This window comes from Mesorhizobium sp. M7A.F.Ca.CA.001.10.2.1 (assembly GCF_003998575.1).
GTDB lineage: Bacteria > Pseudomonadota > Alphaproteobacteria > Rhizobiales > Rhizobiaceae > Mesorhizobium.
This window is the reverse complement of sequence record NZ_RZQY01000517.1, coordinates 1-4,387: the sequence shown is the minus strand read 5'-3', so window position 1 is coordinate 4,387 and position 4,387 is coordinate 1. Positions and strand designations below refer to the sequence as shown.

Annotated in this window: 2 protein-coding genes and 2 pseudogenes; all 4 read right to left on the bottom strand. The window is 53.2% G+C overall.

Annotation, left to right across the window (positions count from 1 at the left end):
• Positions 1 to 127: pseudogene (locus tag EN964_RS26260) on the bottom strand (ATP-binding protein); the annotation flags it as partial.
• Positions 128 to 386: 259 nt separating this feature from the next.
• Positions 387 to 569: a glutathione binding-like protein gene (locus EN964_RS26255; RefSeq protein WP_127269651.1), complete on the bottom strand. Its 183-nt coding sequence runs from the start codon at positions 567 to 569 to the stop codon at positions 387 to 389.
• 170 nt (positions 570 to 739) lie between these two features.
• Complete coding sequence (locus EN964_RS26250) at positions 740 to 3,802, bottom strand: SIR2 family protein (protein WP_164751138.1); 3,063 nt, start codon at positions 3,800 to 3,802, stop codon at positions 740 to 742.
• A 366-nt stretch (positions 3,803 to 4,168) separates the two neighbouring features.
• Positions 4,169 to 4,387, bottom strand: a pseudogene (locus EN964_RS26245) (ATP-binding protein); the annotation flags it as partial.

Below are 4,387 nucleotides of genomic sequence, written 5' to 3'. Positions count from 1 at the left end.
CGGCCACCGCCTTGTCGCCCAGGCCGACGATGTGCATGTTGACCTTGCCGGGCGCGATCATCACCTGCACGTCGACCGGCACGGCCTCGATGCCCTGAAAAGCGACCGTGCGAACCCGCGCCACCATTTCTATGCCCCCGGATATGCTGCGTGCCTAAGCCTACACGGCTAGGCGGCCAACGACATCGCCCAACACAAACATAGATTTCTGGGATAATCAAGAACAATACAGGAACAAAACCACCGCAGCTATAAATGCTATTCCGATCAACCTGAAACGCAGGTTGATCTCCGACCAGACATTGCGCCCTGCCACAGATTGCCACGGACTTGTCGCCCGCTGCAAAATGCACCGTCTAGCCGTCGCAGGATGGATCGACGTAACATCATGTTGTCGGAAAACTGCCGGCAGCCATGACCATGGGTATCCAAAGTACGTCCGTCATTAAGATATCGGCGGCGGAAAACTGTCCATCGACAAGCCACTCACGATGCGCCAGCGCAGCCTCGACTTGTTTCAAGCGCTGGAGCATCCAAGATTCGAGGAGGTTATTCTTGTCATTGGACATGCCAACGAACCACTATGGGCCCGTGGTCATGTCAATCGAATTGATTGCGGCAGCCACGTCCAAGGGCATTTTGGGCTGAGCTCGCCGTTGACCGATTGCTCTGAATTAAGCCTAGCCTTCTTCGCGCTCGTGGTCGGGTTCTATACAGCTCCGAACTGCCCCGAAGGCAGTCACAACGTTACGCTCGGGCGCCTCACTCTCATCGAACCTTCTCTCGACTTCCCAGCGAGGAGTGACGTCATCAGATTGGCCACGTCAGAACGATCCTTCATTTGCTCTAGCAATGACCCTAGTTTGCTATCATCGACAACGCCACGGGCGTAATAGCTCAAAACGAGCGCGCCATGCCACAAGCTGCGATCGCGACCGTCTACGCGGTCTGACTCTAGTATACCGACGATGCGCTCTTTCTGATCGGCATCAAACTGCGGCTTCCAATACGCCCGCGGAAACCCGACCACCCTTCCCAAAAAGAAGCCGGCAAGACTCGCTATAGAGCCGTCTAAGAAGTATAAGTTAGCAACAAGTTCCAAAGTACCTACCTTTGGTCTGATTGTTGTCTCACGATCGTGTAGAAGGGCTCTGGCCCAAAGCGCTGCCTCCGTATTATCGGAATCTTTGGACAAAATATATTGCTCTACCAAGGTTGCTGTGTCGTTGTCGGACCAGATATTTAGCGTCTCATGTGTCGAACTCCATATATCTCCCGAAATAGCAAGAAAATTTCTGCGGATTTCTTCGCTGTGGGTGCCTTTTTGAAGGCAATCCATCACTTCTCGATGGGCATCAGCCGCAACTGCATGCCGATTGTGTAGCCGCATAGCTGCGATAACCGCGTAAGTATTCCTCAGCCACAGCGACTCGGGTTGGAAGCCTTGTGTGTACAGTTGCCAAGCTTTCTCCTCAAACTCGATACCATACGGTCCTATTGCCAGAGTTCTCCACAGATCGGAATCATCCCGGCAACCTTTGGCGAGGAGTGCAAGAACTTCCAAACTTTTACTGAGGGTATCGGGGGACGCTTCGGCTTCTTCCGCAAGGCTCGTTAATAGTAGCTGGACTGCATTTTCTAATTTAATAGGCCCCATATCATCGTCGGAGCGAATCCTGTTGGCGATGGCCTTTTGAGCCAGTGTGTTCAATCTCACCAACAGCGGCTCTGCTTGCTTGCGAGCAAGGACTGCAGCCATAGGTACGACTTCTTTCCATTCCTCCCCTTCGAGATAGCGATTCAAAGGGGTCAGCGGTGTGTCTCTGCTCGTGTAACCCCTATAGTGGCCCTCAACTGCGGCAACTGCGGCTAGATATTCCTGGAATGTCAAATGTCGAAACTGATAAAATGGGACCGTTTTGTGCCCGTCTTTCTGAAGCCCGGCTTCAACGAGGAGACTGGACCTCAGCTCAACGCGCTTAACGAAGTCGTGCGGCGTGTCCCTTGCGTATCTCGTGATTTGGGGCACGTACTTCCGCGCGGCTTCTAATAACTTGATGAGTTCATGTTCTGTGGCCGTTTGCTTGCCCTGCTTATGTAGCTCAAACGCGACGTAGGCGAGTTGCGGAACTGCTTCCTTGACGTTGAGCGCCTCGTGACCCTTGATATTCCAAGTATCGAGGAGAACCTCCACCGCCCTGTCATACAAGCTCACTCTGTCGGGCGGGAGTCGTCCTGCTCCGTGCTTGACAACCAACAACATAGTCAGAAGCAGCGGGTTTTCCGCTAGTCTGCGCAAAGCACTGGATTGCATGATCCTAGCAGTTGTTTCGGCGGCCTCGGCCAAGGCTTCTGGTTTGTCGCCAGCCATGAGCTTGTGCCAATAATCGCAAAGTAATGCTATAGCCTCTTCGCTAAGGGGCGCCACGCGCCAGCGTTGGCAGAACCGCGCAAGCGTAGGAGCAATGAGTGCAAAGCCTGCTTCTCTGCTGGTTACGACAAGTCGGATCTTCGGATAGTCTTCTAGGAAACGCTCAAGGTGTTCGACAAAGGTAGTCCTATGGGCATCAACGTGGATTTCGTCTAAGCCATCTACCAATAATATAATATTTCCCCGACGAAGCATCGGAACAATGGCATCCCAGAAGTTGGACAAGTTCGTTTGCCCGGTGATCTGTGATAACTCGTTAAGAATTGTTGGGATTGGTTTTTGGATGTGGTCTCTCCACTCTCGACAGCGAATCATCACCGGAAAAAGCGTCACATCGGGCAGTTGGTCTCTGCTCAGCTTTCGTCGTTTCGGTTCGGCGTAAGCAACAGCCAAACGTTTCAGGAGCAGTGTCTTGCCGCCCCCTGGAAATGCCAAGAGCGCAATTCGCCTATTATCTCTGAACGCTTCACCAAACGTTTTGCCTCGCCCATCAGACTCCTGCCACTCAGATAGCTTTTGTTCTCGCTTGGGGTCGGTCAGCGGAAATTCAGGTGGAATAGGCACCACGTCCAACGGAACAAATAAGCGTTCGAGATCAAACTTCCGCTGTGCGGTGTCCATATCGGCACGCACCCCCTCTATCGTCATTTGACCGCAGTCACGAATGAGGAAGGTGCGATAGGCATCAAGGCATTGCGCTTCGTCAATTAGAGAACTTGAGGTGCGCTTGGGTTTCCTCTTTGCAGCCTGAACGTCGGCGACGATTTCCAAGAGTTTGGCTGGCAGATCGGCATGGTTAGGGTACGAGATAGGGTCGACGAACCCCTGCCAAGCTTGATCCTTCTTGCGCGGGCCGTAGTCCTTCTCTGTAACGAATGCATAGTGGAGCGGTGGGGCACCACCAATGTTCGTGCGGCACCAATTTATTAGCGCACTAAAGTTTGGGTCGGAAAAAGTGTCGCCACATCCAACAAAAAGAAGCTGACCGAATGAAGACAAAGATCGCTGGATGAGGGATCGCACTTCGCTAGTTAGTGTTGCGGTATAGTCGCGAATACCAAGAATGCAGGAACCGGGAACGTCCCATTTGCCATGAAGATGCAAAATGCCTGGATGATCTCGCTGCATCCAACTAACTACCTGCGAGGTGTCAGATAGTGTAATTCCTGGAAGGTCAGTCGCCTGTTCAAGTAACGTGTCGTAATTTAGCGTAGCCAACGGTATATTTGCGTCTCTGAGTGAGCGGATAGCTTCAGCCATCTTGCCGGTACCGCATTTCTCTCCAAAAAATAACTCTTGTAGCCAGCGTTCATACAAAAGCTTATCCGCACCTTGAAGCTTTTGAGTAACAAATTCGGCGGCTGCCAACATGTCATCGATGTCATCGGAGCCGAGGGTCCGGGCCCAACGCCGTTCTTGATCCTGGGTGATGCGGCCTCGTGCGCGTGCATATGACAAGCCCGTCTCGATCAGGCCTCGCCAACTGTGATGTGGAGCTTCAGCGGCCGCTAGGGCGCGACTGACGCCCGTACCCATGATAGCTACCAGTTTCCCTTTGTTCGCCGCCTCTTTAAGTACAGCTAACCCAGTCTTTGACATTCTTCCCCCAAATTCAGAACGGGAACACAAAAGAGGCGGCACTAGTTCTTGAGCAATACACAGGTCGCCTATGACTTGGATAGTGGCAACACTGGCGATCGCGGGGGATCAATCGCAAACCACTCGCTGTGGGCACTAGACCCTTTGACGTTTTGACGGAAGCGTACCCGACATTTGCCAAGTAGTTTTTGCATTCGGCTGCCTCGCGGCCTGCACCCGCTCGCGACTTTCGGCCACCGCCTTGTCGCCCAGGCCGACGATGTGCATGTTGACCTTGCCGGGCGCGATCATCACCTGCACGTCGACCGGCACGGCCTCGATGCCCTGGAAAGCGACCGTGCGAACCCGCGCCACCAT